The sequence below is a fragment of the Pseudomonas sp. TYF_14 genome, assembly GCF_043105275.1.
Taxonomy (GTDB): domain Bacteria; phylum Pseudomonadota; class Gammaproteobacteria; order Pseudomonadales; family Pseudomonadaceae; genus Aquipseudomonas; species Aquipseudomonas alloputida.
This window is the reverse complement of record NZ_JBICLK010000007.1, coordinates 17506-42014: the sequence shown is the minus strand read 5'-3', so window position 1 is coordinate 42014 and position 24509 is coordinate 17506. Positions and strand designations below refer to the sequence as shown.

The window sequence follows — 24509 nt, the reverse complement described above, 5'->3', positions numbered from 1 at the left end:
ATAAGAAGCCTGAAGGAGAAGCCCGTGACCCCCGTCAAAGAGATCCTGAAGACCAACGCCCGTCACGTCGACAGCACCCGCCTGTGGCAGTCGCTGATGGACCTGGCCCGGCTCGGCGCCACTGCCAAGGGCGGTGTCTGCCGCCTGGCCTTGACCGACCTCGACCGCCAGGCCCGCGATCTGTTCGTGCAGTGGTGCGAGGCGGCCGGTTGCTCGGTCAGCATCGACGCCGTCGGCAACATATTCGCCCGCCGCCCGGGCCGTAACCCCAAGCTGCCGCCGGTGATGACCGGTAGCCATATCGACACCCAGCCCACCGGCGGCAAGTTCGATGGCTGCTTCGGGGTGATGGCCGGGCTGGAGGTGATCCGCACCCTCAACGACCTGGGCGTGGAAACCGAAGCGCCGCTCGAAGTGGTGGTGTGGACCAACGAAGAAGGTTCGCGTTTTGCGCCATGCATGATGGGGTCTGGGGTATTCGCCGGCAAGTTCACCCTGGAAGACACCCTGGCCAAGCGCGATGCCCAGGGTGTCAGCGTTGGCGAAGCGTTGAACTCCATTGGCTACGCCGGTCCGCGTGCTGTGTCGGGGCACCCGGTGGGGGCGTATTTCGAAGCGCATATCGAGCAGGGGCCGATCCTTGAGGACCAGGCCAAGACCATCGGCGTGGTCCTCGGCGCCCTGGGCCAGAAGTGGTTCGACCTGACCCTGCGCGGTGTTGAAGCCCATGCCGGCCCTACGCCGATGCACCTGCGCAAGGACGCCCTGGTGGGGGCAGCCGCTGTGGTAGAGGCGGTCAACCGCACGGCGCTTGCCCACCAGCCCCACGCCTGTGGCACGGTGGGTTGCCTTCAGGCGTACCCGGGCTCGCGTAACGTGATCCCGGGCGAAGTGCGCATGACCCTCGACTTCCGCCACCTGGAGGGCGAGCAGTTGAATGCGATGATTGCCGAGGTGCGCGGGGTGATCGAGGCGACCTGTGCCAAGCATGGCCTGAGCCATGAGTTGGTGCCCACGGCCGACTTCCCGGCGCTTTACTTCGACAAAGGCTGTGTCGACGCCGTGCGCGAGTCGGCCAAGGCGCTGGGCCTGCCGCACATGGACATCGTCAGTGGCGCGGGGCATGACGCGATCTTCCTGGCCGAGCTGGGGCCGGCGGGGATGATTTTCGTGCCGTGCGAAAACGGCATCAGCCATAACGAGATCGAGAACGCCACGCCCGATGACTTGGCGGCGGGCTGCGCGGTGTTGTTGCGGGCGATGCTGGCGGCGTCGGAGGCAATTGCCAATGGGCGCCTGGCGGCCTAGGCACTGGCCTCAAGAAGGCCGTTACGGCCAAGGTGATAGCGCTGCAGGTCCTGCGCCAGGGTCAACTGCCCGCTGTAATGGGCGAGGGCCTCGTCGCGCACGTTGTCGATGTGCGAGCTGCGCCGTGGGTCGTTCTGGTAGCGGGCGCTGAAATGCGTCAGTACCAGGTTGCGCACGCCAGCGGCCTCGGCAAAGCGTGCCACCTCAGCGGCGGTGCTGTGGCCGAACGTGCCCCCGGTGCGTTCGACCACCGCCTGGGTGAAGGTGGCTTCGTGCACCAGTACATCCGCACCCCTGGCGACGGCTGCCAGCAGTTCTGGCTTGTCGTTGTCCCCGCACACGATCACCCGCCGGGGCGGACGCGAAGGGCGCAGGTAGTCGTTGCCGTTCAGCAGTTGCCCGTCGTACGTCACGGTCAACCCCTTGGCCAGCTCGCCCCACAGCGGACCACGCGTTATGCCCTCGGCGTCCAGGCGCTGGATGTCCAGGCGTGGCTCAGGGTTGATTTCGGTGAATACGAAACCCACGCTGGGCACCCGGTGCGACAGTTGCACGGTGGTCACCTGCAGGGTCTCGCTGCGCCATGCGATCAGCTCTTCCACGGGCAACAGGCGCAGCTCGAACGGCAGGAAGGTGTCGCTGGCAACCAGGCCCTGGCGTACCCAGTCGTGCAGTACGGCGGGCAGGATCACTTCCAGCGGCTGGGTGCGCCCGCTCATGCCCGCGCTGGCCAGCAGGCCGGGCAGGCCGAAGCAATGGTCACCATGCACGTGGGTGATGAAGATCGCGCGCAGGTCGCGGATCGAAAGCGGGGTGTGCAGCAGGCGGTGCTGGGTGCCTTCGCCGCAATCGACCAGATACCAGTGGCTGCCGCTGGCTTCGATCACGGCTGTGGCGCTGACATTGCGTGCCTTGGTGGGCACCCCGGCGGAGGTGCCGAGGAACAGCAGGTCCATGCTCAGGCTCCTGTTTCAGGCCAGAAGCGGCCAAGGTGATACGGGGCGCACACCTTAGCCGGATTGCCACCCGCCGTCGACCGCCCGCTAGTTATCCTGTCGCCAGATGAGCTTGCTGGTGTCATACCCTTGGTCTCGGGCGATTGTCAGCAGTTGCTCGCGCTGCTGGTCGGTGACCGCTGGCGTGCGCGAAAGCAGCCACAGGTACTCGCGGTTAGGGTGGCCGACCAGTGCCACGCGGTAGTCCTTGTCGTGGTACAGCACCCAGTACTCGCCCTTGGTCAGGCCCGGTGCCAGGCGGCTGAACCAGTTGTCGAAGCGCACCCACAGCTTGTCGGTGCTGCCCGGTTGCTGAGCCTCGGCGATGCCCTTGGCTTCATTCCATTGGCCGTCCTTTTCCTGGCAGCGGTTGGTTACATCGATACGGCCGTCCTCGCGCAAGCCGTAGCGCGCCTCGGACTTCACGCAGTTACGCTGGAAGAACATCGGCAGGCGTGCCAGTTCGTACCAGGTACCCTGATAGCGTTGCAGGTCCACCTGCTGGGTACGCGGCGGTGCCGGGTGATCGTTGCCGGCGCAGCCGAGCAGGGCCAGGGTCATGCAGGAAAGCAACAGTGTTGTGCGCAGCGCCATGGGTGACCTCCTTGGAGCGGATAGGGCGTACCTGGGGTTTGATGCGTTCGCGGGGCAAAAGTTGTATGGGAGTGGGGCATGTCTTTAAATTGCATTATGGCTGCAGGGCGCATGTCTCAAGGGTTATTTCGCCCGTACGATCGAGCGCCGCCCGCGCGGCGCATCGCGAGCAAGCTCGCTCCTACATTTTTTCGGGCCAGTATCGCCTGCGCCAGCGCGGGCGACCGCCTTGTTTGTTCCACACAATATCGAGGTGGGCACCAAGGGGCGCGCGCCTCTGCCTCAGGAATAACTGGCCCGAAACAGATGTACGAGCGAGCTTGCTCGCGATGCGCCGCGCGGGCGGCGCTCGATCTCACAAACGGCATCACCCTAAAGCCATGCACCTTCAGACCTGATGCACCCGCGCCAAACAGAGCACCTCACAGCCAGTACGTCACCGCCCACCATCCCAACCCGCCCATCACCACGGTATAGGGCAGCGCCATCCACACCATCCGCCCATACGACAGCCGGATCAGCGGCGCAATGGCCGAGGTCAGCAGGAACAGGAACGCCGCCTGCCCGTTCGGCGTCGCCACGCTTGGCAGGTTGGTGCCGGTGTTGATCGCCACCGCCAGTGTTTCGAAATGCTCGCGGCTCATGCTGCCGTTGAGAAATGCCTGCTTCACTTCGGTGATGTAGATGGTGGCAACGAACACATTGTCGCTGATCGCCGACAGCAAACCGTTGGCCAGATACAGCATGCCCGGTTGCTGTTCGGCCGGCAGCGTCAGCACCCAGCTGATCAATGGGCTGAACAATTGTTGCTGATGAATTACCGCGACCACGGCAAAGAACACCACCAACAGCGAAGTGAATGGCATGGCGTCCTGGAAGGCACGGCCCAGGCGGTGCTCGTCGGTGATGCCGGTGAAGGCCGTGATCAGTACGATCACCATCAGGCCGATCAGGCCGACCTCGGCCACATGCAACCCCAGGCAGATGATCAGGATCAGGGCAGCAAGCCCTTGTACCCACAGCGCGATGCGCTGGGCCTGGGTACGTGCGGCATCGTCCTCGGCGGCATAGGCAGCCAGTACCTGGCGCACTGTCTCAGGCATCAGCGTGCCGTAGCCGAACAGGCGCAGCTTCTCCAGCAACACGCAGGTCAGCAGGCCGGCACCCAGCACCGGTATCGACACGGGCGCCACCTTGAGGAAGAAGTCAGCGAAGTGCCAGCCCATCTCGTGGCCGATCAGCAGGTTCTGCGGCTCGCCCACCAGCGTGCACACGCCACCCAGGGCGGTACCCACTGCGCCGTGCATCAGCAAGCTGCGCAGGAACGCGCGGAACTGGTTCAGGTCGTCACGGTGTAACTGCGCCACTTGCTGGTCGCTGTCCAGTGCGCTGTCTTCACGCGGGTTGGCGCCGGACGCCACGCGATGGTAGACCGCATAAAAGCCGACCGCGGCGCTGATGATCACGGCCGTCACCGTCAGCGCATCGAGAAACGCCGAAAGGAATGCCGACAGGACGCAGAACAGTAGCGACAGCATGGCTTTTGAACGCACACCCAGCAGAATGCGCGAGAACAGGAACAGCAGCAGTTCCTTCATGAAATGGATACCGGCGACCATGAACATCAGCAGCAGGATTACCGGGAAGTTGTGCTGCAGTTCTTCGTACAGTGCCTGCGGCGTGGTCATCTGCAACAGCAGGGCTTCGATCAGCAACAATCCGCCGGGCATCAGCGGGTAGCACTTCAGCGCCATGCCCAGCGTGAAGATGAACTCGATTACCAGCGCCCACCCGGCTGCAGCCGGGCCAATGGTTGCCAGTAGAAGCGGATTGAGCACCAGGAACAGGCAGATGACCGCTTTGTACCAAAGCGGCGACTGGCCCAGGAAACCGTGAGCGAGGGCGCCGGTCAGGGAGCGCGACATGAATATGTATCCTTATGATTCAGCGATGGCGCACGGTGCCGGATCTGCGCGTCTTAGGCAAGGCGCACAGTCCCGTTTTTGGCACAAGTACGGCCATTGGGCTGGGTTACCATCGCTGCCATGAGCCTTTCACCCACAGGAGTGCCGCCCGTGACCGAGTACAGTGCATTCAAGGTCGAACTGATCGACAGCATCGCCCACGTTCAGATCAATCGCCCGGAGAAGGTCAACGCGATGAACGCGGCTTTCTGGGAAGAGATCATCGACATCTTCCAGTGGATCGACGACACCGATGCCGTGCGTGCTGTGGTGATCAGCGGTGCCGGCAAGCATTTCTCCGCCGGTATCGACCTGATGATGCTGGCCTCGCTGGCCGGGCAGATGGGCAAGGACGTGGGCCGCAATGCACGCTTCCTGCGCAAGACCATCCAGCGGCTGCAGGCCTCGTTCACCGCTGTGGACACGTGCCGCAAACCCGTACTGGCGGCCGTGCAGGGCTACTGCATCGGCGGCGCCATCGACCTCATCTCGGCGTGCGACATGCGCTACTGCAGCAGTGACGCGCAGTTCTCGATCAAGGAAATCGACATGGGCATGGCGGCCGATGTCGGCACATTGCAACGTTTGCCACGCATCATTGGCGACGGCATCATGCGGGAGCTGGCGTTTACCGGGCGCAATGTCGAGGCCGACGAGGCGCTGCGCATCGGCCTGGTCAACCGAGTCTATGATGATCAGGCTGCACTGATGGACGGCGTCTTTGCCATCGCCCGCGAGATTGCCGCAAAATCGCCGATCGCCGTGGCCGGCACCAAGGAAATGCTCAGCTACATGCGTGACCATCGCATCGACGATGGCCTGGACTACATTGCCACCTGGAACGCCGCAATGCTGCAGTCCGAAGACCTGCGTGTGGCTGTGGCGGCGCACATGAGCAAACAGAAACCGACGTTCGCCGACTGATCGGGCCGGGGGACGCGCAGTAAAGGAACCCCCGACATGTCAGCACGCTGGACTACTGCAGTACTCGACCCACAGATGACCGGGGGGCTAGCCGTGGCCCGCAGCCCTGAAGGGTTTCTGGTGGACGCCAACGGCGCGCTGTTCCCCCGCGACTGGCTAAAGCGCCAGGACCTCGACGTGCTGTGCGAGCATGGCATCGGCCACTTTTACGGCCAGCCGGTGTTCCTGCTGGAACTGCGCAGCGCCACTGATGTGCCTGGCTGCAGCTGGCGCGGCCTGCGTGCGTTCATGCTCGAAGGCGACTTCGACACCTACAAGGTGCTGGGCTATGCCGCACAGATCGGCACCTGGGCCCGCGAGCATCGCTTCTGCGGCAGTTGCGGCCAGGCGATGACGCAAATTCGCTGGGAGCGGGCGATGTATTGCCAACCCTGCGACCTGCGCAGCTATCCGCGAATTTCACCCAGCATGATCGTGCTGGTGACCCGCGGCGATGAAATCCTGCTGGCGCGTTCGCCGCGTTTCGTCACCGGGGTGTACAGCACCTTGGCAGGTTTTGCCGAACCGGGTGAATCGGCCGAAGACTGCCTGGTGCGCGAAGTGCGCGAAGAAGTGGCGGTGGAGGTGAAGAACATTCAGTACGTCGGCAGCCAGTGCTGGCCGTTTCCGCATTCGATGATGTTGGGTTTCCATGCCGAGTATGCCGGGGGCGAGATTGTCATGCAGCCGGACGAGATCGAGGACGCCAAGTGGTTCAGCGTCCACGACTTGCCGCCGCTGCCGGCCGGGCGGTCCATTGCCCGTTATCTGATCGATCTGTATGTTGCGCGGCGGCTGGGCTGTGATATCCCGGCTTTCCCGTCCTAGCTGCAGTGAGAAGTGTTCATCGCCCCTCACCGACAGGCCCATGCACAGGCCGGCGATGTAGTCCACCTGCCCGGAAATGATGAACACCGTCAGCACCGCGATGTTGCTGACGAAGTTCATGCTGCGCGCCACGTCGCTGGCGCGAACCGGGTCGATGGGTATTCAGGAATCGTTATTCTGATTACTGGTATATGCTCGATCTGGTGTCGCTTGGGGGGAGCTCCCTGCCCTGCGTATGGTATTCATTGCCCGAAAAAAAGGGTTGGGGAGACCTAAGCTCTCTGGGCTAGTTTCGGAATACGGCGGTGGTGGAAGGCCTGGATTTTGTGCCAGAACAGCGGCTAATTCGTGGAGTGTCAATCCAGACTGTAGTTCTGTAAGCCTGCTGACAGTGGCTTCGATCTTAGCGGTGAGATACTGTAATCGCTTTACCAGCTTTGGGAGGATGTTATGCGACAGAAGTTGTGCTGCTTCTGGTATGTCACGCTCAAGCTGAGCCTTTTCTGCCAGTCGTTTTGGTAGCTTTTTTGCCATTTTAACATCCCAGCCAGTTGCCTTGCTGCTGAAACGCCACCCCGAGTACTTTTGCAGTTCTGGATGGTCGTGAGCGGCTATTATCTCTGTCATCTTATAAGCAGGTTCGGGGCGACTGAACAGTTTCTTGATCCAACTCTGGCCTGAATGATCTAGCCTGTTTATTGGGTCGGCAGAGCAATAGGAGTAGGCGTTTATGCCTCCTTTGCTGAAAGGGCTTAGGCTATCGGGCGAGAGGAATCTCATCAAATTCGGGTTATAAGTACGCTTGCCGTTTCCCAGTAGGTAGCAGCCTGTCCATATGTCGCGAGGTGCGCCCGTGAAACCCAGTGCGTAAATATTCCCTGGCATAGCTGAGGCGCCATAACAGGTATATTGTAAGGAAATAACGTTGCTTTGCATTTAGATATTTCCGTTGATAAGAGGTGTTATATGTTTACAGTTCCTTGCGCACCCCTCAACTGGCATAAATGATAGTACGGCTGATGGGCCTCATGATCGGGTACAAAGGGTCAGGCCTGCCCGAACCAGTGTTGCCACGCTAAGCGCACGGTCAACGCCAGCACCACGGTGATGAACACCGGGCGGATGAACTTGCTGCCGCCACTGATCGCCGTGCGTGCGCCGAAAAAGGCGCCGACCATCACCGACAGGCCCATGCACAGGCCAACGATATAGTCCACCTGCCCGGAAATGATGAAAACCGTCAGCGCCGCGATGTTGCTGACGAAGTTCATGCTGCGCGCCACGCCGCTGGCGCGTACCAGGTCGATGGGGTACAGCAGCAGGGTACTGACCGTCCAGAACGCCCCGGTACCCGGGCCGGCTACGCCGTCGTAGAAGCCCAGGGTGAAGCCTTGCGGGACTTGCCACTTTTTCTTGATCGGTGCATCGGCATCCAGCGGCGCCTTGGGCGTGCCGCCGAACAACAGGTAGATGCCACAGGCGAAGACGATCACTGGCAGCATCTTGTTCAGCCATTCGGCTGGCATGTAGTGGGCGATGACGGCGCCGAGCGACGCCCCGGTCAGGGTGGCGAACAATGCCGGGCGCCACTGCGCCGGATGGAACAGTTTGCGTTTGTAGTAGGTGAAACCTGCAGTGGCCGAGCCGAAGGTGGAACTGAGCTTGTTGGTGCCCAGTACCAGGTGCGGCGGCATGCCGGCAGTGAGCAGGGCCGGAGTGGTGAGCAGGCCGCCGCCACCGGCGATGGCGTCGATGAATCCAGCGACGAAGGCGACCAGCGCCAGGATGAGGAGGGTAAGGGGTTCTACGGTGAGTTCGAAGGGCATGGGAGGCTTCAGGCAGTTGGTCGGCAGCACAAACGCTACAGTTAGCGGCTATGGTAATGCCATCAAGCAGCCACTGTCAGTGTCCGATATGCCCGATTGCGTGCTTCAGTTTCCCTTTTGCGTTCTGGTTAATTTGTTTTTTGTAGCGGGTGATAATGAAGCTGATGATAGACTTGGTTCAGGTTCGTTGGCTCGAGGGTATGCTGACAAAAGACTGTTCAATGTCTTGTCATTTTTCATCACTTCGTCCTCCAGGATTTGAAATCGTAAGCTCTCAAAGTCGTCCATTAGCTTGTACTTCAGTTGTCCCTGTTTGTCTATGCTGATAAGTTTGTTCTCCATTAAGTCGGTGAATTGGTTCAGGGCTTTACCTGTGTCAGAAAGGGTTTTCAGTTCTTTTTTAATAACACTGTTCTCGGCAATGCCTTGGAACGCTTCGAGCACAGGGTTCTCATTGATTGCTTTAAGCGCCGCCTCGCGTCGCTGCATGATCGTTTTCTTTTTTGGTAAAAAAGATTTTTTGGACAAAACTGGACCATGACCTGAAGGGTCATGGTAGTTAATGGGGTCTCCTGAGCAATATGCATAAGCGTTGAGCCCACCCCCGTCGAAAGGGCTATCGCTGTCAGGCGAGTGGAATCTCATGAGGCCGGTGTTGTAGGTACGGTAACTTCCAAGCTGGTAGTGGCCTGAAAAAAGGTCAATGTACTGGCCGTTGAAACCCGTAGCGAGCAAAAACTGGGCCTGTGGTTTATAGCCGTAGCATGAGTAAGCGAAGTGACGAAGGGCATTAGTCAGGGAGGCGGCTGAGTCAGGTGTTTGTTTGAATGTGAGCATGGCTGTCAACACGTTCAGGATGAGTTGAGTGATCTCATCGTATTTTGCCCGGATGAGCAACTGGTAGAAATGCTAGTTTCAAACCCCTAAGTGCAGTGCAAGCCACCAAGTGGCTCATGGGGGAGCGGGTCTCTCAACAGGACTTAGTGACTGCAAAAAGACCCGTGCAGGCGTTCACATCAGCTTTGGATGAAGGCGAGCAAATCCGCATTGATCACATCGGCATGGGTGGTGGGCATGCCATGCGGGTAGCCTTCGTAGGTTTTCAGCGTGCCATTGGGCAGCAGCTTGGCTGACAGTACCCCGGAGTTTTCATAGGGCACGATCTGGTCATCGTCGCCGTGCATCACCAGCACCGGCTGCTGGATGCCCTTCAGGTCCTCCGTGAAATCGGTCTGGGAAAACGCCACGATGCCATCGTAATGGGCCTTTGCACTGCCGATCATGCCTTGGCGCCACCAGTTGCCGATGATGCCTTCGCTGGCATCGACCCCAGGGCGGTTGTAGCCGTAGAACGGCCCTGTTGGCACATCCCGGTAGAACTGCGCCCGGTTGCTGGCAACCTGGGCCTGGAAACCGTCGAATACCGACTTGGGCAGGCCACCGGGGTTGCCGGGGGTTTGTACCATCAAGGGGGGGACGGCCGCGATCAACACGGCCTTGGCCACCTTGTCTTCAGGGTACCGGGCCATGTAGCGCACCACCTCGCCGCCGCCGGTCGAGTGGCCGACATGCACGGCACCCTGGGTGCCCAGGTGGGCGACCACGGCGGCTACGTCGTCGGCATAGTGGTCCATGTCGTGGCCGTTCCATACCTGGCTGGAGCGGCCATGGCCCCGCCGGTCGTGGGCGACCACGCGGTAGCCTTCAGCGAGGAAGAACAGCATCTGCGCGTCCCAGTCATCGGCACTGAGCGGCCAGCCGTGGTGGAAGTGGATCACCGGTGCATCGCGCGGGCCCCAGTCCTTGTAGAAGATCTGTACGCCGTCCTTCGTGGTTACATAGCTCATGGTCGTGTCTCCTGGGTGCAGGAAGCGAAGGGAGCTATTGAGAATAGGAGGGATTTTGGCGGGTATCAGGAAGTTGTGTTGCCTGTGTGGGCCTCTTCGCGGGTGAACCCGCTCCTACACTGTGAGGTCCCTTTCACCCGCGAAGAGGCCCGCACAGGCAACACTGATGCCCTTCAGACACGGTCGCGCATGCGGTACCAGGCCTTTGCCGCAGCTTCCAAAGGCGCAGCCAGCAGGTCGCCGCCGGGGAAGCGGCCGTTGTCGATGCCTTGGTACAGCGCCAACAGGTCTTCATCGCCGAGAATGGCATCGCTGACCGCACGCGCCGCCGCCAGGGTCGGCAGAACGCCATGGCCGGAGAAACCCTGCAGCCAGTAGCGCTGGCCCTCGCGGCCGACGTCCGGGGTGCGCTTGATGCTGCAATCGATGTGGCCGCCCCAGGCATAGTCGATGGCCACCCCGGCCAGTTGAGGGAACACCCGCTCCAGGTACGGGCGGGTGGCGCTGGCGACGTCCTTGGGGATGCCGCCCAGGTAAGTGCAGCCACCGCCGAACAGCAGGCGGTGGTCTGGGGTCAGGCGGAAGTAGTCGGGTACGAACTGGTTGTCGATCACGCAACTGTTGCGAGGTAGTAACGAATGGGCGAAGTCGGCATCCAGAGGCGCAGTGGCGACCTGGTAGGAACCGACGGGCAACAGGCGGCGCGACAGGCCGCGGTCAAGGCGATCGATGTAGGCGTTGCAGGCCAGCACCAATACCTGGCAGCGAACTTCGCCACGGTCGGTACGGGCGACATAGCCGTCGCGAGCCTGCTGGTAGCTGAGCACCTGGCTCTGTTCGTAGATTTGCCCGCCGGCAGCCTCGATGGTACTGGCCAGGCCCTGTGCCAGTTTCAGCGGGTTGAGGTGGGCACCTTTGGCGTCGTACAGCGCGGCCTGGTAGCGCGGGCTGTCGATCCATTGCGGCAACTCGTCACGGCCGATCAGGCGCAGGGCGTCGTAACCCCATTTATGCTCGGCATCATGCAGGGCCTCTTCGAGCATTTTCACCCGGCGCGGCAATACCGCAGTCCACAGGCTGCCCTGCCGGTAGTCGATGTCGAAGCCGTGGCGTTGGGGCAGTTCGCGCATCTCTTCGGCGGCCCAGCACATGCTGGCCCATAGCCGTTGGGTGCGTTCGATGCCAAGGGCCTGCTCCAGCGGCGGCATGTCGCACGACCAGCCCAACAGCGCCTGGCCACCGTTGCGTCCGGAAGCCGCCCAGGCAACCCGGCTGGCTTCCAGCAGCGTTACGCGCTTGCCGGCCTGGGTCAGCCGCAGGGCAGTGTGCAGGCCGCTGAAACCGGCGCCGATGATCAGCACATCGGCGTCCTGGGTGCCTTGCAGGGTAGGGCGTAATGGGATGTTGGTGGGGTAGGTCTGGGCGTAGTAACTGGCGACGTGCTGGGCGGATTGTTTGAACATGCGGGATTTCCGTGAAAATTATTATGTTTATTTTCATGAAAAGTTAGCAGTTAAATTTCACGTTGCCAATGTGTTGGTCGGGGTTTGTGGTTTGCCTATTGTTAATGTGCTGCCTGGGCTGGCCTCTTCGCGGGTGAACCCGCTCCTACAGGGGGGCTCGCTTTTTTCGCGCCTGCCGTGGCTTGCTTGGGGTCGCCTTGCTTCCAGTCGCTTTGCTCTTCCCGCCACCGCGACGTTTCTTTTTCCAGAGCGGGGCCGCCCCGGCCGCTGGCCCGCTGATGGTCATGCGCATGCCGCTGCAACGCTCCACCAGCTTGCCCATCCACGCCGACTGCCGGGCAACGAACTCTTCCAGGGGCATCTCGCCGCTTTGCACCATGTCCAGCGCCTGCTCCCAGATCGCCGTGGTGCCGGGATCAGCAATGGCGCGGGGAACGGCGTCGATCAGGCTGAAGGCCGCAGGTGTGGCCGACAGCGCCTTGCCGTTCTTCACCAGGTAACCGCGGTCGAGCAGACCCTGGATAATGCTGGCGCGGGTGGCCTCGGTGCCGATGCCGGTGGTTTCCTTGAGTTTCTGCTTCAGCCGAGGGTCATCCACCAGCTTGGCCACGTTTTTCATCGCCTTGATCAGGTCGCCTTCGGTAAAAGGTTTGGGTGGCTGGGTCCACAGGTCTTTCAGTTGCAGGCCGTGTACGTTGCAGTCCTGGCCTTCGCGAAGCGCCGGCAGCACCTGGGCCGGTGGTGCCTCGCGGCCTTTGGCCGGGGTGAGCGCCTCGGGCAAGGCGCGGCGCCAGCCCGGCTCGACGATCTGCTTGCCTACAGCACGCAGCGCATGACCGGCGCAGTCGAAGTCGGCCTGGGTGCGGTCGTACTCATGGTTGGGCAGGAACTGCGCCAGATAGCGGGCGCGGATCAGGGTATACACGGCCTTGTGCTTGGCCGGCAGGCGTGAGGGGTCGCTGGCGGCGGCGGTGGGGATGATGCCATGGTGAGCGCTGACTTTGGCGTCGTTCCACGCCCGCGAGCGGCGTTGCGGCTCCAGGTAGGGCTGCAGCGGCGCCAGGCTGGCATCGGCCCGTTGCAGGGCGGCGAGGATGGCGGGTGCCTCGGCGTGCTGGCTTTGTGGCAAATAGCCGCAATCGCTGCGCGGGTAGGTGATCAGCTTGTGTGTTTCGTACAGTGCCTGGGCAATGTCGAGGGTTTCCTGGGCGCCAAGGCCGAACTTTTTCGAGCACAGCTCCTGCAGGGTGCCAAGGTCGAAGGGCAGCGGTGCTGCTTCGCGCACACGCTCGGTCGCTACCTTTACCGCTCGGGCAGTGCCGGCATGGCCGATGTCGGTGGCGGCCCGCTGTGCCAGGTCTTGCTTCAGGCAGCGGCCTTGGTCATCGCAGGCGTCTTCGGGGGCGCGCCATTGGGCATTGAAGTGTTGGCCGGCGTGTTCCAGTTGTACGTCGATGGCCCAGAACGGCACCGGCACGAAGTTGGCGATGCTGCGGTCGCGGTCGACCACCAGGCGCAAGGTCGGCGTTTGCACGCGGCCTACCGGCAGCACGCCCTGGTAGCCGGATTGGCGGCCCAGCAAGGTGAACAGCCGGCTCATGTTCATGCCGATCAGCCAGTCGGCGCGCGAGCGGCCCAGCGCCGAGTGGTACAGGTTGAACGTCTCGTGGCCTGGCAGCAGGCGTGCCAGGGCCTTGCGGATGGAGGCGTCGTCCAGTGCCGACAGCCACAGGCGCTGCACCGGGCCCCGGTAGCGGCAATGCTCGACCAGCTCGCGGGCAATCATTTCGCCTTCGCGGTCGGCGTCGGTGGCAATCACCAGCTCCCGCGCTTCACCGAGCAGGCGCTTGACCGCCTTGAACTGGCTGGCAGTCTTGGGCTTTACCAGCATCTTCCACTTGTCTGGAATGATCGGCAGGTCGGCCAGGTTCCAGCGCTTGTAACGTTCGTCGTAGCTGTCGGGCGGGGCGGTTTCCAGCAGGTGGCCGATGCACCAGGTTACGCAGATGTCGGTGCCTTGCCAGCAGCCGTCGCCTTTGCGGTTGGCGCCGAGCACTTTGGCGATGTCTTTTGCCTGGGAGGGTTTTTCGCAGAGAAACAGGCGCATGGCCGGGGACGCTTCATCGGGGTGGTGGGCCATAGGATGCGCAAGCGGGGGCGCAGAGGCAAGTTTTATCTGGATGGATGTACAGGTTTTTTGTCAGCGGGGATGTATATCGCCTGAGCCGGCCTCTTCGCGGGTAAACCCGCGAAGAGGCCAGTGCAGGTGATGGATCAGGCGCGCGAGTCGCGCACCATGTCGACATGCGGGATGCCAGCTTCGAGGAATTCCTCGCTGACTACGCGAAAGCCCAGCCGCTCATAGAACGGCGTGGCGTGCACCTGGGCGCTGAGCATCTGCTGTTTCAGGTCGCGGTTCTGCGCTTCGACGATGACCGCATTGACCAACGCATCGCCCACCTTCAAGCCACGCCAGTCCTTGAGCACCGAGATGCGCCCGATGGTGCCGTCGGCCAGCAGGCGCGCAGTACCGATCGGATAGTCGCCTTCCAGGGCCAGGAAGTGCAGGGCGTCCTGGTCTTCCGAATCGAACTCCAGCTCTGGCGGAATGTGCTGCTCGGCGACGAACACGGCTTCACGGATACGGCGGATGTCGGCGTTGTCTTTGTGCCAATCGGCGAGGCGAACGCTGATCTTATTCATTGGCGAATCCCAGGCTCCCTTGCTTGACCAGCTGCTGTACCAGCATCAGGCCATCCTCATCCTGCAGCCACTCGGCCAGGTTATCGATGTGCAGGGCGTCGGCCGCACATACCAGCTTCAGCAGCTCTCGCAGTTTGCCAGGCAGTGGGCAACTACGGCCGCTGGCGAACAGCAGCAGGTCGTCTTCGAACTCGGACCAGGCCAGGCGTGCGCTGGGGTTGCGGATCAGGATGGCGCCTTGCTCAAGGGCATTGATCAGCTCTTCCTCGCTCAGCTCTTCGCCAACGATCTGCTCGGGGTAGCGCGGCTCGGTCATGAACTGGCCGAACCAGGTCAGCAGCAGGTCCTTGTCGCCCATGTGTTTGTCGAGCAGCGCCTTGAGGCGGTCGAGGGCATCGTGCTGGATCTGGTGCGGGTCGCTGACCGGCTGGGCGTCGGCGTCGCTGTAGCGCTCTTCGTCGGGCAGGAACTGGCCGAGGAAGTCGGTGAAGTGGGTCAGCACCTCGGCAGCGCTCGGTGCGCGGAAGCCGACCGAGTAGGTCAGGCAGTTATCCACGGCCACGCCGTAGTGGGCCAGGCGCGGTGGCAGGTAGAGCATGTCGCCGGGCTCCAGGGTCCACTCGCCGCTCTGCTCGAACTCGGCCAGGATACGCAGGTCGGCGTGCTCCAGCAGCGGACTGTCACTGCTGCACATCTGGCCGATCTTCCAGTTGCGCTGGCCGTGGCCTTGCAGCAGGAACACATCGTAGTTGTCGAAGTGCGGGCCGACGCTGCCACCCGGGGCGGCGAAGCTGATCATCACGTCATCGATACGCCAGCTGGGCAGGAAGCGGAAGTTTTCCAGCAGTTCGGCCACTTCCGGAACGAACTGGTCAACGGCCTGCACCAGCAGGGTCCAGTCTTTTTCCGGCAGCTCTGCGAAGGTGTCTTCGTTGAACGGGCCGCGGCGCAGCTCCCACGGGTGTGCGCCGTGCTCCAGCACGATACGCGACTCGACTTCGTCTTCCAGGGCCAGGCCGGCGAGCTCGTCGGGGTCGATCGGGCTGATGAAGTCCGGGAAGGCCTGGCGTACCAGCAGCGGCTTCTTCTGCCAGTAGTCGCGCATGAATTCGCGGGCCGAGATGCCGCCGAGCAGCTGCAGTGGAGTATCAGGATTCATGTTCAACCTATTGAAAAAACGTAATTTTCGTACGGGAATAAAAACGCCCGGCCAGGCCGGGCGTTGTACGCGACGCTCAGCTTAGATGCGTTTGGCCTGGGCTGCCGCGTTACCGATGTAGGTAGCGGGGGTCAGCTGCTTGAGCTCGGCCTTGGCTTCGGCTGGCATGTCCAGGCCGTCGATGAAGGTCAGCAGCGCTTCTGGGGTGATGCCCTTGCCACGGGTCAGCTCTTTGAGCTTCTCGTAGGGGTTTTCGATGTTGAAGCGGCGCATCACGGTCTGGATCGGCTCGGCCAGCACTTCCCAGCAGGCGTCCAGGTCGGCGGCGATGCGAGCTTCGTTGACTTCCAGCTTGCCGATGCCTTTCAGGCTGGCCTCGAAGGCGATGACGCTGTGGGCAAAGCCCACGCCCAGATTGCGCAGCACGGTGGAGTCGGTCAGGTCACGCTGCCAGCGCGAGATCGGCAGCTTGCTGGCCAGGTGCTGGAACAGCGCGTTGGCGATACCCAGGTTGCCTTCGGAGTTTTCGAAGTCGATCGGGTTGACCTTGTGCGGCATGGTCGACGAGCCGATTTCGCCGGCGACGGTCTTCTGCTTGAAGTAACCCAGCGAAATGTAGCCCCACACATCACGGTCGAAGTCGATCAGGATGGTGTTGAAGCGGGCGATGGCGTCGAACAGCTCGGCGATGTAGTCGTGCGGCTCGATCTGGGTGGTGTACGGGTTGAACTGCAGGCCCAGCTCGTCTTCGATGAAGGCGCGGGCGTTCTCTTCCCAGTCGATCTGCGAGTAGGCCGACAGGTGGGCGTTGTAGTTGCCCACGGCGCCGTTGATCTTGCCCAGCAGCGGCACGGCGGCAACCTGGGCGATCTGGCGCTCCAGGCGGTACACGACGTTGGCCAGCTCTTTACCCAGGGTGGTCGGCGAAGCCGGCTGGCCGTGGGTGCGCGACAGCATTGGCACTTCGGCGTGGGCGTGGGCCAGGGCGCGGATGGCGTCGGCGACCTGGCGCATCAGCGGCAGCAGCACTTCGTCACGGCCGGCGCGCAGCATCAGGGCGTGGGACAGGTTGTTGATGTCCTCGCTGGTGCAGGCGAAGTGGATGAACTCGCTGACCTTGGCCAGCTCAGGCAGCTTGGCGGCCTGCTCCTTGAGGAGGTATTCAATGGCCTTGACGTCGTGGTTGGTGGTGCGCTCGATTTCCTTGACGCGCTCGGCGTGCTCCAGCTTGAAATCGGTGGCCAGGCTGTCCAGCAGGGCGTTGGCTTCGGCGGAGAACGCCGGCACTTCGCCGATTTGCGGGTGGGCGGCCAGGCGCTGCAGCCAGCGCACTTCGACCAGGGCGCGGAAACGGATCAGGCCGAATTCGCTGAAAATGGGGCGCAAGGCCTGGGTTTTGCCGGCATAACGGCCGTCTACAGGGGAAACCGCAGTGAGCGAAGAAAGCTGCATGGGGTGTTCTCGGACAGTCAGGCTTTTGGAAGGGCGCATATCATACATGAAAAATGCGCCTGGGTCGGGTGGCTGACCAAAGGTCGGCCCAATTTGGATCTGGTGGCAGACCCTGTGGAAGCGGGCTGCCCAGCCCGTCAGTTGGGGCTGCGCATCATGTCGTACAGTTCGTTCAGCAACTTGCGCCGGCTGAACACCAGCTGCCAACGGTGCCCGCCCAGCTGCCGCCACAGTCGCGCGGCGCGGATGCCGGCCAGCAGCAGGGCACGGATCTTCGAGGCATTGTTGGGCTGCTGCAGGAAGCGCATGTCGCCGTGCACCTGGATGCGCTGGCGCAAGGTGCTCAGGGTGTCCTGGTACAAGGCTCCACTGGAAGCGATGACGTTTTCGTGAACCAGGCCGAAATGCTCGGCCTGCGACTGGATTTGCGGCAGGCGGTTGCCGATGGTGTCCAGCAGGTCACCACGCTTGTTCAGCTGGCGCTCCAGGCCCAGCATCGACAGGGCGTAGCGCAGCGGCTCGCGTTGCAGGCTGTTGGGGTCGCGCTCGAGGGCGCCGATCAGCGCTCGGTAGCCGTCGCGCAGGTTCAGGTCGTCACCGCCGAACACCTCCAGGGTGTCCTTGGGGTCGCGCACCAGCAGGCTGCCCAGCATGCAGCCGATATTGGCTTCACTGGCCTGGCCGGTGCGGGCGATGCGGTCGACGAGCACGGCGGCCTGGAACACACCACCCAACGCGATCAGCTGCTCCTGCAGGTTGCTCATGCGCGCGGGCTCCACGGCTCGGCAGCCTCGATCACGCCGCCGCCCAGGCACACTTCGCCGTCGTAGAACACCACCGACTGGCCCGGCGTCACGGCGCGCTGAGGCTCGTCGAACACGGCGCGGTAGCCGCTGGCGGTGCGTTCCAGGGTGCATCGCTGGTCGCTCTGGCGGTAGCGCACCTTGGCAGTCAACTGCCGTGGGCTGCCGAGGTCGACCGGGTTGACCCAGAAAATTTCCGAGGCCAGCAGGGCGCGGGAGAACAGCCATGGGTGCTCGTTGCCCTGGCCGACCACCAGCACGTTGCGGGCCAGGTCCTTGTGCAGCACGTACCACGGCTCGTCACTGGCATCCTTCAGGCCGCCAATGCCCAGGCCCTGGCGCTGACCGATGGTGTGGTACATCAGGCCATGGTGGCGGCCGATCACTTCACCTTCGGTGGTTTCGATGTCGCCCGGCTGGGCCGGCAGGTACTGCTTGAGGAAGTCGCTGAAGCGGCGCTCGCCAATGAAGCAGATGCCGGTGGAATCTTTCTTCTTGGCGGTGGCCAGGCCGTGCTTTTCGGCGATGGCGCGTACTTCGGGCTTTTCCAGTTCGCCGACCGGGAACAGTGTGCGGGCGATTTCCTGGCCGCCGACGGCGTGCAGGAAGTAGCTCTGGTCCTTGTTCGGGTCCAGGCCCTTGAGCAGTTCGGTGAGCGCGCCAGTATCGCGGCGGCGCACATAGTGGCCGGTGGCGATCAGGTCGGCACCCAGCGACAGGGCGTAGTCGAGGAACGCCTTGAACTTGATTTCGCGGTTGCAGAGGATGTCGGGGTTGGGTGTGCGGCCGGCCTTGTACTCCTCAAGGAAGTGCTCGAACACGTTGTCCCAGTATTCGGCGGCGAAGTTGGCGGTGTGCAGCTTGATGCCGATACGGTCGCACACGGCCTGGGCGTCGGCCAGGTCTTCACGGGCGGTGCAGTATTCGGTGCCGTCGTCCTCTTCCCAGTTCTTCATGAACAGCCCTTCCACCTGGTAGCCCTGCTCGATGAGCAGAAGGGCTGAGACGGAAGAGTCCACGCCGCCGGACATGCCGACGATGACGCGGGTCTTGGCGGGGTCTTTAAGTGCTGGGCTGGTCATGGGTACCGGTGTGTATCAAGGGGGAAAAACGCCGATTCTATCAAACCCGCGGCGCCGCGTCAGTCGCGTAGCAGGTCGAGGCTGTGCAGCGGGCCTTTGAGGTAGTCATCCAGGCAGCGCGGCACCAGCTCGCTGCGCCAGCGAGTGGGGTCGGCCAGCAGTTCGTCGCGGGTCAGCCACACGGCGCGGACGATGTCGCTGTCCAGTGCCAGGTCGGCGTGATGGCGCACGGGGCGGGCGGCGAAGCAGACGCGCTGGTAGGTCACGCCGTTGCTGGGGGCGGTGTACAGGTAGATGCCGACCACGCCGGTCAGCTCGACTTCCCAGGCGGTTTCCTCCAGGGTTTCGCGCAGGGCGGCCTGGGGCAGGGTCTCGTTGGGTTCGAGGTGGCCGGCAGGCTGGTTGAAGACGTGCTGGTTGGCTTTGAATTCCTCGACGAAGAGGAACTTGCCTTCGTGCTCGACGATGGTGGCGACGGTGATGTGGGGTTGCCAGGTCATGAACAGCTCCTTGAAGGCGTGCATGACCCCTGTAGGAGCGGGTTCACCCGCGAATGCGATGGTGAGGCAAATGACGCATTCGCGGGTAAACCCGCTCCTACAAAGGCCGATGCAGGCCGCCAGATATCATTTATCCAGAAAGCACAAACCCCGGTGCGTGGCCGGGGTTTGTGCTGTTACTTCAAGCGAACCTTACAGGGCAGCGATGGCGCTGTTCAGGGTCTGGCTTGGGCGCATCACCTTGGCGGTCAGCTCGGCATCCGGGGCGTAGTAGCCGCCGATGTCGGCTGGCTTGCCCTGAACGGCGTTGAGCTCGGCGACGATGGTCGCTTCGTTCTCGGCCAGGGTTTTAGCCAGTGGTGCGAAGCGTGCCTGCAGGGCAGCGTCGTCCGTCTGAGCGGCCAGGGCCTCGGCCCAGTACAGGGTCAGGTAGAAGTGGCTACCGCGGTTGTCGATACCGCCGACTTTGCGCGATGGCGACTTGTTGGTGTCGAGGAACTTGCCGGTAGCCTGGTCCAGGGTGTTGGCCAGAACCTTGGCGCGCGGGTTGTCGTAGGTGTTGCCCAGGTGCTCCAGGGAAGCGGCCAGGGCCAGGAATTCACCCAGCGAGTCCCAACGCAGGAAGTTCTCTTCAACCAGCTGTTGCACGTGCTTCGGAGCCGAACCGCCGGCGCCGGTTTCGAACAGGCCACCGCCGTTCATCAGCGGCACGATCGACAGCATCTTGGCGCTTGTGCCCAGTTCCATGATCGGGAACAGGTCGGTCAGGTAGTCGCGCAGCACGTTGCCGGTCACCGAGATGGTGTCCTTGCCTTCGCGGATGCGGGCCAGGGAGAACTTGATGGCGTCGACCGGTGCCAGGATACGGATGTCCAGGCCGGTGGTGTCGTGATCTTTCAGGTACTTCTGCACCTTCTCGATCATGACGCCGTCGTGGGCACGAGCCGGGTCCAGCCAGAACACCGCCGGGGTGTTGCTCAGGCGGGCACGGTTGACGGCCAGCTTGACCCAATCCTGGATCGGCGCGTCCTTGGTCTGGCACATGCGGAAGATGTCACCGGCTTCGACGTTCTGCTCCAGCACGACGTTGCCCTTGCCATCGACTACGCGAACCACGCCGTCAGCCTTGATCTGGAAGGTCTTGTCGTGGGAGCCATACTCTTCGGCTTTCTGCGCCATCAGGCCAACGTTCGGCACGCTGCCCATGGTGGTCGGGTCGAAGGCACCGTTGACCTTGCAGTCTTCGATGGTGGCCTGGTAGATGCCGGCGTAGCAGCGGTCCGGGATCACGGCCTTGGCGTCTTGCAGTTCGCCTGCGGCGTTCCACATCTTGCCCGAGTCACGGATCATGGCCGGCATCGAGGCGTCGACGATCACGTCGCTCGGCACGTGCAGGTTGGTGATGCCTTTGTCGGAGTTGACCATGGCCAGGGCTGGGCGCTCTGCGTACAGGGCCTGGATGTCGGCTTCGATCTCGGCCTGCTTGTCGGCTGGCAGGTCCTTGATGCGGGCGTACAGGTCGCCGATACCGTTGTTGGCGTTGAAGCCTACTTCGGCCAGGGCAGCGGCGTGCTTGGTCAGCACGTCGTTGTAGAATTCTTCGACGATGACGCCGAACATGATCGGGTCGGAGACCTTCATCATGGTGGCTTTCAGGTGCACCGACAGCAGCACGCCAGCGGCCTTGGCATCGGCGATCTGCTCGGCGATGAAGGCTTTCAGGGCCTTGCGGCTCATGGTGGCGCAGTCGATGACTTCGGCGGCTTTGACGGCGGTCTTTTCTTTCAGCACGGTGGTGCTGCCGTCTTTGCCGACCAGCTCGATGCGCAGGCTGTCGTCAGCTTCGATCAGTGCGGCTTTTTCGCTGCCGTAGAAGTCGCCCTGGGTCATGTGGGCAACGTGCGACTTGGAGTCAGCGGCCCAGGCGCCCATCTTGTGTGGGTGCTTGCGGGCGTAGTTCTTGACCGACAGCGGCGCGCGGCGGTCGGAGTTGCCTTCGCGCAGCACCGGGTTCACGGCGGAGCCCTTGATGCGGTCGTAGCGGGCGCGGGATTCTTTTTCTTCCGCGGTGGCCGGCTCGTCGGCGTAGTCAGGGATGTTGAAGCCCTTGCCTTGCAGTTCCTTGATCGCGGCTTTGAGCTGCGGTACCGAGGCGCTGATGTTCGGCAGCTTGATGATGTTGGCTTCAGGGGTGGTAGCCAGCTGGCCCAGTTCCGCCAGGTGATCGCCTACTTGCTTCTCTGCGCCCAGTTGCTCCGGGAAGGCGGCAAGGATACGGCCAGCCAGGGAAATGTCGCGAGTTTCGACAGCGATGTCAGCCGAAGCGGTGAACGCTTCGATGATCGGCAGCAGCGAGTAAGTGGCGAGGGCGGGGGCTTCGTCGGTGAAGGTATAGATGATCTTGGAACGGGTGGGCATGCGGGTTAACTCTCTGTGTGCTGAGCGTGCTCGAGTCTCGTGGTGCGCAGGGTAGGCGCATCGCCCTGGTAGCACCATGAGCGGAAAGTCGAGAGGCTGCGAGCGGTGATGGTGGATGCATCAGTCGAGCGTCAAGTGCTGAGCTGCGGTAACAACCCAGGCTTTATGGCCATTCATGGCCTAGGGCGGTCCGCATTTTCCTGGGATTCGCCCCGATGACCCTTCGGTCGCGGCGGAGTATACCAAACCATTTGGGCTAATCAGCAAGGCCAAGTGATATCGGCCCATTTATAAGACCAAAGACTAAGCGGCAATGCGGCGGGTTGTCGCATGCCTTGCAGGTCGGCAGATGTGGTTTAGGCTCAGTGGATCGCACAATGTCCAAACCACACCCGACAGCGGAGTAGTGCAAGCATGGGATACCAGAAAATCAAGGTTCCGACCGACGGCACCAAAATTACCGTCAATGCAGACCATTCGCTTAACGTGCCTGATCATCCGATCATTCCTTACATCGAAGGCGACGGGATCGGCGTCGATGTTTCGCCGGTAATGATCAAGGTGGTCGATGCCGCCGTGCAGAAGGCCTACGGCGGCAAGCGCAAGATTGCCTGGATGGAGGTGTACGCTGGCGAGAAAGCCACCCAGGTGTATGACCAGGATACCTGGCTACCGCAGGAAACCCTCGATGCCGTGCGTGATTACGTGGTATCGATCAAGGGCCCGCTGACCACCCCGGTCGGTGGCGGCATCCGCTCGCTCAACGTGGCCCTGCGCCAGCAACTGGACTTGTATGTGTGCCTGCGGCCGGTGCTGTGGTTCCAGGGTGTACCGAGCCCGGTGAAAAAGCCGGGCGACGTCGACATGGTGATCTTCCGCGAGAACTCCGAAGACATCTATGCCGGCATCGAGTGGAAGGCCGGGTCGCCTGAAGCGAACAAGGTGATCAAGTTTCTCAAGGAGGAAATGGGGGTCACCAAGATCCGCTTCGACCAGGACTGTGGTATCGGCGTCAAGCCGGTGTCGAAGGAGGGTACCAAGCGTCTGGTGCGCAAGGCCCTGCAGTATGTGGTGGATAACGACCGCGAATCACTGACCCTGGTGCACAAGGGCAACATCATGAAGTTCACCGAGGGTGCCTTCAAGGACTGGGGGTACGAGGTGGCGCGTGACGAGTTCGGCGCTGAACTGCTTGATGGCGGCCCTTGGATGAAGTTCAAGAACCCCAAGACCGGTCGCGAGGTCATCGTCAAGGACGCCATCGCCGACGCCATGCTGCAGCAGATCCTGCTACGCCCGGCCGAGTACGACGTGATCGCCACCCTCAACCTCAACGGTGACTACCTGTCCGATGCCCTGGCGGCGGAAGTGGGTGGTATCGGCATTGCCCCGGGCGCCAACCTGTCCGACACCGTGGCCATGTTCGAGGCCACTCACGGCACGGCACCCAAGTATGCCGGGCAGGACAAGGTCAACCCGGGCTCGGTGATCCTCTCGGCAGAGATGATGCTGCGCCACATGGGGTGGACCGAGGCCGCCGACCTGATCATCAAGGGCACCAATGGCGCCATTGCGGCCAAGACCGTGACCTACGATTTCGAGCGGTTGATGGAGGGCGCCAAGCTGGTAAGCAGCTCAGGCTTTGGCGATGAAATGATTAAACACATGTAAGGCAACAGAAAACCGGTCGCCTCCCTTAAAGAAGCGGCCGGTTTTTTCGTCTATCGGCACAGCGCAGGCAGTCAGGCTTTTGCAGTTTCGCTTTGCGGCTCGCCCAAGGCTCTGGCAGCCTCTGCCGCAGCGGCCGCGGCATCTTTGATTTCAACGGCGTGCAAGCCCTTGGGGCCCTGGACGATGTTGAATACCACGGCCTGGCCAGCCTTCAGGGTCTTGTATCCGTCCATTTGGATGGCGGAATAATGGGCGAACAGGTCATCGGATTTACCTTCCTCATTGATGAATCCATAGCCCTTGGCATTGTTGAACCACTTGACTTTACCGCTTGCCATCCCTATGTCCCTCTGCAAAGGACTCCATCACTGGAGTATCATCCACTTCATCCGCATACGAACCTTGCGAAAAATCTGGTTGACTGCGCGGATCTTTATCGACCACGGTGGGTTCTTATTGGTTGTAACACCGTTTTGCCGATAGTCAAGGTCACGCGGCGCTTGCGCTGGCGGTGGCCTGTGCAGTCAACCCGCAACCTTAACCTGACGCTCATGATGAAATTCTTTCCATGCATGCACCTAGTGAGATTCGACTAACATTCAATCAGGATCGCCCGCAATCGAATGAGGACGACGGCTCAGGTCTTGCAGTTCAGGAAGCCAAGCCGATCCTGCAGGCGCCACCGATGTACAAGGTGGTTTTGTTCAACGATGACTACACACCAATGGATTTCGTCGTCGAAGTGCTCGAGACGTTCTTCAGTCTGAACCGCGAGCTGGCGACCAAGATCATGCTGACCGTCCATACCGAGGGGCGGGCAGTGTGCGGATTGTTTACCCGTGACATCGCCGAAACAAAGGCCATGCAGGTCAACCAATACGCCAGGGAAAGCCAGCATCCGCTACTCTGTGAAATCGAGAAGGACGGTTAATC

Annotated in this window: 22 protein-coding genes and 1 pseudogene; 5 read left to right on the top strand and 18 right to left on the bottom strand. The window is 62.0% G+C overall.

All coding sequences use genetic code 11. The features are described 5' to 3' along the window. Nucleotides 1–24 precede the first annotated feature (24 nt). Nucleotides 25–1308 carry a Zn-dependent hydrolase gene (locus tag ACF8O8_RS02660; protein WP_392509195.1) on the top strand — a complete coding sequence of 428 codons (1284 nt, stop codon included), beginning with the start codon at nt 25–27 and terminating at the stop codon, nt 1306–1308. Here the strand turns inward: ACF8O8_RS02660 and ACF8O8_RS02655 are convergent. The 3 genes from ACF8O8_RS02655 to nhaB form a co-directional block, all read right to left on the bottom strand. Beyond that, nucleotides 1305–2264, bottom strand: coding sequence for a ribonuclease Z (locus ACF8O8_RS02655; RefSeq protein ID WP_392509194.1), 960 nt, complete (start codon nt 2262–2264; stop codon nt 1305–1307). The two genes, ACF8O8_RS02660 and ACF8O8_RS02655, sit on opposite strands and share 4 nt — an antisense overlap. 87 nt (nt 2265–2351) lie before the next feature. Then, a complete protein-coding gene (locus tag ACF8O8_RS02650; protein ID WP_010954830.1) occupies nt 2352–2897 on the bottom strand; it encodes a lipocalin family protein in 546 nt (181 codons plus the stop codon). Between the two features lie 422 nt (nt 2898–3319). After that, complete coding sequence (gene nhaB, locus ACF8O8_RS02645; RefSeq protein WP_003251254.1) at nt 3320–4822, bottom strand: sodium/proton antiporter NhaB; 1503 nt, start codon at nt 4820–4822, stop codon at nt 3320–3322. 150 nt (nt 4823–4972) lie between these two features. On the opposite strand from nhaB, the gene ACF8O8_RS02640 reads away from it, so the two are divergent. Both ACF8O8_RS02640 and nudC read left to right on the top strand, forming a co-directional pair. After that, a complete protein-coding gene (locus tag ACF8O8_RS02640; protein ID WP_392509193.1) occupies nt 4973–5785 on the top strand; it encodes a crotonase/enoyl-CoA hydratase family protein in 813 nt (270 codons plus the stop codon). A gap of 36 nt (nt 5786–5821) precedes the next feature. Continuing rightward, nucleotides 5822–6652 (top strand): NAD(+) diphosphatase, encoded by an 831-nt coding sequence (nudC, locus tag ACF8O8_RS02635; protein ID WP_392509192.1) that lies wholly within the window; start codon nt 5822–5824, stop codon nt 6650–6652. A gap of 27 nt (nt 6653–6679) precedes the next feature. Here nudC and ACF8O8_RS02630 read toward each other — a convergent pair. From ACF8O8_RS02630 to ACF8O8_RS02565, 14 genes and pseudogenes are all read right to left on the bottom strand, one after another. Beyond that, nucleotides 6680–6811 (bottom strand): annotated as a pseudogene (locus ACF8O8_RS02630) (hypothetical protein); the annotation flags it as partial. Between the two features lie 3 nt (nt 6812–6814). Then, nucleotides 6815–7588 carry an RHS repeat-associated core domain-containing protein gene (locus tag ACF8O8_RS02625; protein ID WP_010954825.1) on the bottom strand — a complete coding sequence of 258 codons (774 nt, stop codon included), beginning with the start codon at nt 7586–7588 and terminating at the stop codon, nt 6815–6817. Between the two features lie 110 nt (nt 7589–7698). Further along, entirely contained in the window at nt 7699–8478 is a 780-nt protein-coding gene (locus ACF8O8_RS02620; protein ID WP_060489072.1) for a TSUP family transporter, read from the bottom strand. Nucleotides 8479–8583: 105 nt separating this feature from the next. Next, on the bottom strand, nt 8584–9315 hold the full coding sequence (locus ACF8O8_RS02615) for an RHS repeat-associated core domain-containing protein (RefSeq protein ID WP_079732589.1): 732 nt from the start codon (nt 9313–9315) through the stop codon (nt 8584–8586). Between the two features lie 179 nt (nt 9316–9494). Continuing rightward, nucleotides 9495–10325 carry an alpha/beta fold hydrolase gene (locus ACF8O8_RS02610; protein ID WP_010954823.1) on the bottom strand — a complete coding sequence of 277 codons (831 nt, stop codon included), beginning with the start codon at nt 10323–10325 and terminating at the stop codon, nt 9495–9497. A gap of 173 nt (nt 10326–10498) precedes the next feature. After that, nucleotides 10499–11788 carry an FAD-binding oxidoreductase gene (locus tag ACF8O8_RS02605; RefSeq protein ID WP_010954822.1) on the bottom strand — a complete coding sequence of 430 codons (1290 nt, stop codon included), beginning with the start codon at nt 11786–11788 and terminating at the stop codon, nt 10499–10501. 145 nt (nt 11789–11933) lie between these two features. Then, nucleotides 11934–13895 (bottom strand): DNA topoisomerase III, encoded by a 1962-nt coding sequence (locus ACF8O8_RS02600; RefSeq protein ID WP_392509216.1) that lies wholly within the window; start codon nt 13893–13895, stop codon nt 11934–11936. 167 nt (nt 13896–14062) lie between these two features. Continuing rightward, a complete protein-coding gene (locus ACF8O8_RS02595) occupies nt 14063–14491 on the bottom strand; it encodes a GNAT family N-acetyltransferase (RefSeq protein WP_003251237.1) in 429 nt (142 codons plus the stop codon). After that, complete coding sequence (locus ACF8O8_RS02590; protein ID WP_350298077.1) at nt 14484–15650, bottom strand: cupin domain-containing protein; 1167 nt, start codon at nt 15648–15650, stop codon at nt 14484–14486. Before ACF8O8_RS02590 ends, ACF8O8_RS02595 begins: the two co-directional genes overlap by 8 nt. 81 nt (nt 15651–15731) lie before the next feature. Then, the gene (gene purB / locus ACF8O8_RS02585) at nt 15732–17102 is read right to left on the bottom strand and encodes an adenylosuccinate lyase (RefSeq protein ID WP_010954819.1); all 1371 of its coding nucleotides are present in this window, start codon (nt 17100–17102) and stop codon (nt 15732–15734) included. A 137-nt stretch (nt 17103–17239) separates the two neighbouring features. Then, entirely contained in the window at nt 17240–17866 is a 627-nt protein-coding gene (gene hflD / locus ACF8O8_RS02580; protein WP_010954818.1) for a high frequency lysogenization protein HflD, read from the bottom strand. After that, nucleotides 17863–18987 carry a tRNA 2-thiouridine(34) synthase MnmA gene (mnmA, locus tag ACF8O8_RS02575; protein WP_010954817.1) on the bottom strand — a complete coding sequence of 375 codons (1125 nt, stop codon included), beginning with the start codon at nt 18985–18987 and terminating at the stop codon, nt 17863–17865. Before mnmA ends, hflD begins: the two co-directional genes overlap by 4 nt. Nucleotides 18988–19046: 59 nt before the next feature. Further along, the gene (locus ACF8O8_RS02570; protein WP_010954816.1) at nt 19047–19487 is read right to left on the bottom strand and encodes an NUDIX hydrolase; all 441 of its coding nucleotides are present in this window, start codon (nt 19485–19487) and stop codon (nt 19047–19049) included. 192 nt (nt 19488–19679) lie between these two features. Then, complete coding sequence (locus ACF8O8_RS02565; protein WP_010954815.1) at nt 19680–21905, bottom strand: NADP-dependent isocitrate dehydrogenase; 2226 nt, start codon at nt 21903–21905, stop codon at nt 19680–19682. Between the two features lie 414 nt (nt 21906–22319). On the opposite strand from ACF8O8_RS02565, the gene icd reads away from it, so the two are divergent. Continuing rightward, nucleotides 22320–23576, top strand: coding sequence for an NADP-dependent isocitrate dehydrogenase (gene icd, locus ACF8O8_RS02560; protein ID WP_010954814.1), 1257 nt, complete (start codon nt 22320–22322; stop codon nt 23574–23576). A 71-nt stretch (nt 23577–23647) separates the two neighbouring features. Here icd and cspD read toward each other — a convergent pair whose 3' ends face one another. Further along, nucleotides 23648–23914 (bottom strand): cold shock domain-containing protein CspD, encoded by a 267-nt coding sequence (gene cspD / locus ACF8O8_RS02555; protein ID WP_010954813.1) that lies wholly within the window; start codon nt 23912–23914, stop codon nt 23648–23650. A gap of 230 nt (nt 23915–24144) precedes the next feature. On the opposite strand from cspD, the gene clpS reads away from it, so the two are divergent. After that, nucleotides 24145–24507, top strand: coding sequence for an ATP-dependent Clp protease adapter ClpS (clpS, locus tag ACF8O8_RS02550; protein ID WP_003251220.1), 363 nt, complete (start codon nt 24145–24147; stop codon nt 24505–24507). Nucleotides 24508–24509: the final 2 nt, after the last annotated feature.

What these genes read in the sequence shown, in the direction of transcription:
- ACF8O8_RS02590 (WP_350298077.1), bottom strand. Translation starts at nt 15,650, where the DNA reads ATGAATCCTGATACTCCACTGCAGCTGCTCGGCGGCATCTCGGCCCGC.
- nudC (WP_392509192.1), top strand. Translation starts at nt 5,822, where the DNA reads ATGTCAGCACGCTGGACTACTGCAGTACTCGACCCACAGATGACCGGG.
- clpS (WP_003251220.1), top strand. Translation starts at nt 24,145, where the DNA reads ATGCATGCACCTAGTGAGATTCGACTAACATTCAATCAGGATCGCCCG.
- ACF8O8_RS02605 (WP_010954822.1), bottom strand. Translation starts at nt 11,788, where the DNA reads ATGTTCAAACAATCCGCCCAGCACGTCGCCAGTTACTACGCCCAGACC.
- mnmA (WP_010954817.1), bottom strand. Translation starts at nt 18,987, where the DNA reads ATGACCAGCCCAGCACTTAAAGACCCCGCCAAGACCCGCGTCATCGTC.
- nhaB (WP_003251254.1), bottom strand. Translation starts at nt 4,822, where the DNA reads ATGTCGCGCTCCCTGACCGGCGCCCTCGCTCACGGTTTCCTGGGCCAG.
- ACF8O8_RS02620 (WP_060489072.1), bottom strand. Translation starts at nt 8,478, where the DNA reads ATGCCCTTCGAACTCACCGTAGAACCCCTTACCCTCCTCATCCTGGCG.
- ACF8O8_RS02600 (WP_392509216.1), bottom strand. Translation starts at nt 13,895, where the DNA reads ATGCGCCTGTTTCTCTGCGAAAAACCCTCCCAGGCAAAAGACATCGCC.
- hflD (WP_010954818.1), bottom strand. Translation starts at nt 17,866, where the DNA reads ATGAGCAACCTGCAGGAGCAGCTGATCGCGTTGGGTGGTGTGTTCCAG.
- ACF8O8_RS02625 (WP_010954825.1), bottom strand. Translation starts at nt 7,588, where the DNA reads ATGCAAAGCAACGTTATTTCCTTACAATATACCTGTTATGGCGCCTCA.
- ACF8O8_RS02655 (WP_392509194.1), bottom strand. Translation starts at nt 2,264, where the DNA reads ATGGACCTGCTGTTCCTCGGCACCTCCGCCGGGGTGCCCACCAAGGCA.
- icd (WP_010954814.1), top strand. Translation starts at nt 22,320, where the DNA reads ATGGGATACCAGAAAATCAAGGTTCCGACCGACGGCACCAAAATTACC.
- ACF8O8_RS02615 (WP_079732589.1), bottom strand. Translation starts at nt 9,315, where the DNA reads ATGCTCACATTCAAACAAACACCTGACTCAGCCGCCTCCCTGACTAAT.
- ACF8O8_RS02565 (WP_010954815.1), bottom strand. Translation starts at nt 21,905, where the DNA reads ATGCCCACCCGTTCCAAGATCATCTATACCTTCACCGACGAAGCCCCC.
- purB (WP_010954819.1), bottom strand. Translation starts at nt 17,102, where the DNA reads ATGCAGCTTTCTTCGCTCACTGCGGTTTCCCCTGTAGACGGCCGTTAT.
- ACF8O8_RS02650 (WP_010954830.1), bottom strand. Translation starts at nt 2,897, where the DNA reads ATGGCGCTGCGCACAACACTGTTGCTTTCCTGCATGACCCTGGCCCTG.
- ACF8O8_RS02610 (WP_010954823.1), bottom strand. Translation starts at nt 10,325, where the DNA reads ATGAGCTATGTAACCACGAAGGACGGCGTACAGATCTTCTACAAGGAC.
- ACF8O8_RS02570 (WP_010954816.1), bottom strand. Translation starts at nt 19,487, where the DNA reads ATGACCTGGCAACCCCACATCACCGTCGCCACCATCGTCGAGCACGAA.
- ACF8O8_RS02595 (WP_003251237.1), bottom strand. Translation starts at nt 14,491, where the DNA reads ATGAATAAGATCAGCGTTCGCCTCGCCGATTGGCACAAAGACAACGCC.
- cspD (WP_010954813.1), bottom strand. Translation starts at nt 23,914, where the DNA reads ATGGCAAGCGGTAAAGTCAAGTGGTTCAACAATGCCAAGGGCTATGGA.